At 71.7% G+C, this 4,350-nt stretch carries 4 protein-coding genes and 1 pseudogene; 1 reads left to right on the top strand and 4 read right to left on the bottom strand.

Annotated elements, in window-relative coordinates; genetic code table 11:
- From H5J29_RS22615 to acs, 4 genes are all read right to left on the bottom strand, one after another.
- Positions 1-581, bottom strand: a 581-nt coding sequence (locus tag H5J29_RS22615) for an alpha/beta fold hydrolase (RefSeq protein WP_312858362.1), incomplete at its 3' end; no start/stop codon positions are given.
- Between the two features lie 60 nt (positions 582-641).
- A complete protein-coding gene (locus H5J29_RS22610; protein WP_181783048.1) occupies positions 642-1,145 on the bottom strand; it encodes a phage holin family protein in 504 nt (167 codons plus the stop codon).
- A gap of 78 nt (positions 1,146-1,223) precedes the next feature.
- On the bottom strand, positions 1,224-1,661 hold the full coding sequence (gene arfB, locus H5J29_RS22605) for an alternative ribosome rescue aminoacyl-tRNA hydrolase ArfB (protein WP_181783047.1): 438 nt from the start codon (positions 1,659-1,661) through the stop codon (positions 1,224-1,226).
- A 67-nt stretch (positions 1,662-1,728) separates the two neighbouring features.
- Positions 1,729-3,702 carry an acetate--CoA ligase gene (acs, locus tag H5J29_RS22600; protein ID WP_181783050.1) on the bottom strand — a complete coding sequence of 658 codons (1,974 nt, stop codon included), beginning with the start codon at positions 3,700-3,702 and terminating at the stop codon, positions 1,729-1,731.
- A gap of 147 nt (positions 3,703-3,849) precedes the next feature.
- On the opposite strand from acs, the pseudogene H5J29_RS22595 reads away from it, so the two are divergent.
- A pseudogene (locus H5J29_RS22595) lies at positions 3,850-4,350 on the top strand (oxidoreductase); the annotation flags it as partial.

Raw genomic sequence — 4,350 nt, 5'->3', positions numbered from 1 at the left:
GAGATCTGCATCGCCTCGCGGTTGCGCCGGGCGGCCTCGGCGAAGTCCGCCGTGCCCGCCCACTCCGGCCCCGACCAGGCCCGCATGATCCGCTCGACCCGGGCGCCGTCGTCGGTCCGGAGGGAGTGTTCGGGGCGCCGCGGCACCTGGAAGCCCGCGGCGTAGGAGGTCGTGGCGCGGCCCTGCCTCAGCGGGTGACGGGCCACGGCGGCCCGCACGGCGAGCGGGTGCGGAGCCCCCACCACCGTGAGGGTGCGCAGCCGACGCGGATGGAGCGCGGCGAGGGTCCAGCCGATGAGGCCTCCCCAGTCGTGCCCCACGACGTGCGCCCGCTGCTCGCCCAACGCGCGGATCAGGCCGGCGGCGTCGCCCGCGAGCGTCCAGAGGTCGTAGCCCCGGGGCGGCTTGTCCGAGTCCCCGTAGCCGCGCAGGTCCACCGCGACGGCCCGGTACCCGGCCTCGGACAGGGCGCGCAGCTGGTGCCGCCAGGACCACCAGAACTCCGGGAACCCGTGCAGCAGGACGACCAGCGGACCCTCGCCCGCCTCGACGACGTGCAACCGGATCCCGTTGGCCGACACGGACCGATGGGTCCACGGACCCGGCACCCGGACGACCGAGGGCTCAGTGCCCACGCGACGTCAGCGAGCGTGGCCGTTGAGCTCGGGAGTGGTGGATCCCTCCGGCTTGCCCCGGTTGCCGAGCACCTGGGCGGTGTCCTTGAGCGAGGAGATCGTGCGCTCGGGCTTGCGGATCTTCTTCACCCGCAGGTAGCCGATGAACGCCGCGAGTCCCGCCGCGAGGATCATCGCGCCGAACACGATGCCGAACGCGGCCGCCCTGTTCAGCCAGATCGCCAGCAGCTCGGCGAGGGCGAAGAACAGGAAGAAGAGGCTGAACAGCGCGATGACCAGGGCGACGATGAAGAAGACGCTGCCCTGGACACCCTTCTTGACCTCGGAGGTCACCTCGGCCTTGGCCAGCTCCACCTCGGAGCGGACCAGGGTGGACACGTGCGTCGTCACGTCGCGGACGAGATCGCCGATCGACTGCTCCGAGGAGCCGGGGGCCGGCTCCTTCGACAGTGGGATCGACGGCAGTACGGGCGGAACGTCCGTACCGCCGGAGCTGGTCGGGCTGGCCACCGCGGTCCCTCCTGCTGATCTGGGTTCGGGTCATCCTTCCACGAAGGACTTCCCCGCGTCGGTCTGGCCAACCCCCGATCACTCGTCAGGGCGGCCGCGCAGCTTCTTCACGGCGCCGCGCCGGGTCTTCGCGTCCAACCTGCGCCGTTGCGAGCCCTTGGTCGGCTTCGTGGGACGGCGGGTGGGCGGCGGGGCCTTCGTGGCCTCCCGCAGGGCCTGGAGCAGCCGTTCCCGTGCCGCCTCCCGGTTGCGCAGCTGGCTGCGCGAGTCGCCCGCGGCGATGGTGATCACCCCGTCGACGAGCCGCAGGTTCCGCAGGGCACGCTCGCGCAGGTCGTCGGGCAGGCTGGGCGAGTTCGCCACGTCGAAGCTCAGCTCGACCCGCGAGTCCGTGGTGTTCACGCCCTGGCCCCCGGGGCCCGACGAGCGCGAGAACCGCCACCGCAGCTCCCGCGCGGGCACGACGACGCCACGGCGCACCAGTAGGCCGCCGTCGAGGTCCCCGTTCTCCGTCACGCCGCCAGGATGCACGAACGGCACTCTCGTGCGGACCTCCCGCACGAGAGTGCCGTTCGCGGGCCCCTCAGTCCTCGCCCTTGCCTTCCTTCAGGCCGGACTGGATCAGGCTCATCACGCTGTCGTCGGCCAGCGTCGAGACGTCGCCGACCTCGCGGTTCTCCGCGACGTCTCGCAGCAGCCGTCGCATGATCTTGCCGGAGCGGGTCTTCGGGAGCTCCTGCACGACCATGATCTGGCGCGGCTTGGCGATCGGCCCGATCTCCTTGGAGACGTGGTTGCGCAGGGCCGTGATCGCCTCCTCGCCCTTGGCCTCGTCCTGGGCGACGTTCCCGCGCAGGATCACGAACGCGACGATCCCCTGGCCCGTCGTCGGGTCCGAGGCGCCGACGACCGCGGCCTCGGCCACCGTCGGGTGGCTGACCAGGGCGGACTCGACCTCGGTGGTGGAGATGCGGTGCCCGGAGACGTTCATCACGTCGTCCACCCGGCCGAGCAGCCAGATCGCGCCGTCCGCGTCGTACTTCGCGCCGTCGCCCGCGAAGTAGTAGCCCTGCTCGGCGAAGCGGGACCAGTAGGTGTCCTTGTACCGCTCCTCGTCGCCCCAGATGCCGCGCAACATCGCCGGCCACGGCTTGTCCAGGACCAGGTACCCGCCCTCGCCGTTGCCGACGGGCGTGCCGGACTCGTCGACCACGGTCGCGCCGATGCCCGGCAGCGGCCGCATGGCCGAACCCGGCTTCGTGGCGGTGACGCCCGGCAGCGGCGCGATCATCATCGCGCCGGTCTCCGTCTGCCACCAGGTGTCGACGATCGGGCAGCGCTCCGCACCGATCTTCTCCCGGAACCACATCCAGGCCTCGGGGTTGATCGGCTCGCCCACGGTGCCGAGCACCTTCAGCGAGGAGAGGTCGAACTTCTCCGGGATCTCCGCGCCCCACTTCATGAAGGTGCGGATCAGCGTCGGCGCCGTGTAGTAGATCGACACGCCGTACTTCTGCACGATCTCCCAGTGCCTGCCCTCGTGCGGGGTGTTCGGCGTGCCCTCGTACATCACGGACGTGGCGCCGTTGGCGAGCGGCCCGTAGACGATGTAGCTGTGCCCGGTCACCCAGCCGATGTCGGCGGTGCACCAGTACACGCTCTCGCCGGGCTTGTGGTCGAACACCGCGTTGTGGGTGTACGCGACCTGGGTGAGGTAGCCGCCCGAGGTGTGCAGGATGCCCTTCGGCTTCCCGGTGGTGCCCGAGGTGTAGAGGATGAACAGCGGGTGCTCGGAGTCGAACAGCTCCGGGGTGTGCTGGTCGGAGGCCTTGTCCACGGCCTCGTGCCACCAGACGTCCCGGCCCTCCGTCCACGGCACGTCGGTCTCGGTCCGCTTGACCACGAGCACGTGCTCGATGCTCGTGCCCTCGACGGCCTCGTCGGTGTTCTCCTTCATCGGCGCGGGCTTGCCGCGCCGGAACTGGCCGTCGCTGGTGATCAGCAGCTTGGCCTCGGCGTCCTCGATCCGGGCCTTCAGCGCGCCCGGCGAGAACCCGCCGAAGACCACGCTGTGCATCGCACCCAGGCGCGCGCAGGCCAGCATGGAGAACACGGCCTCGGGGATCATGGGCAGCTGGATGGCGACCCGGTCGCCCTTGCCCACACCCAGCTCGGCCAGCGCGTTCGCGGTCCTGGAGACCTCACGCTGCAGCTCGGCGTAGGTGATCGTGCGGGTGTCGCCCGGCTCGCCCTCCCAGTGGAAGGCCACCCGGTCCCCGTTGCCCGCCTCGACGTGCCGGTCGACGCAGTTGTAGGCGACGTTCAGCTTCCCGCCGACGAACCACTTCGCGAAGGGCGGCTGCCAGTCCAGCACCTCCGACCACTTCTCGCCCCAGCTCAGGCGGTCGGCCTGCTCGGCCCAGAAGGCGTCGCGGTCGGCGTCTCCCCGCTCGTACCACTCGGCGGTGGCGTTCGCCTGCGCGGCGAACTCCTCGCTCGGCGGGAAACTGCGGCTCTCGGTGGACAGGTTGCTGAGTGTCGCTCCCGACTCGGCCATCTTCTTCGCGTCCTCCTCCAGCACCGGCGCTTGACGCGCGCAGCGCGCACGTCGACGGGGTTGAACGTAGTGCTCAGCAACCGTCCGCGCACCGTCGGTACGGACAGGGCCCGACCCCTCTGTCAGGCCCGATGGCAGCATGGCGGGGTGCAGGCCTCCACTGATCCACTCGCCCCGCTGGTCGAGCTCCCCGGGGTCGCGGCCGCGGTCGCGTCCGCGCGGGAGGCGCTGGTCCCCGTGCACAACCACACCGTGAACCGGCGTGGCTGGCCCGCCACGGCCGCGGAGGCCGCGCTGCGGGCGGCGCGGGCCTCGGCCGCGCTCGACGGCGCGCCCCTGTCCCCGGCCCGCGAGGAGCACGTCACCCATCCGGTCCTGGCCGGGGCCGTCCGGGTGGCGGACGAGGCGGGCAGGCTGCTGGCCTCGTGGAAGGGGTCACCGCTGCAGGCGCTGGCCCGGCTGCACGTCCTGGCCGCGACGGACCTCGTCGAGGACCACGACACGCTCGGGAGACCGCGTGAGGGCGCGTCGGGCCGGTTGTCGCTGCTCGCCGACCTGGTCACCGGAGGCACCTCGGTGCCGGCGCCGATCCTGGTCGCAGGCACGGGGAAGAACCGGGCGGGGAGGTCGTCGACGGACGTGGTCACC

Origin of the sequence: Pseudonocardia pini, from assembly GCF_013870575.1 — a bacterium.
Lineage (GTDB): Bacteria > Actinomycetota > Actinomycetes > Mycobacteriales > Pseudonocardiaceae > Pseudonocardia > Pseudonocardia pini.
The sequence above is the reverse complement of the archived record's forward strand: the minus strand, read 5'-3'. Positions and strand labels throughout refer to the sequence as shown.

Bases quoted from the DNA above. Each gene is read 5' to 3' on its own strand.
- acs (WP_181783050.1), bottom strand. From the start codon at position 3,702: ATGGCCGAGTCGGGAGCGACACTCAGCAACCTGTCCACCGAGAGCCGC.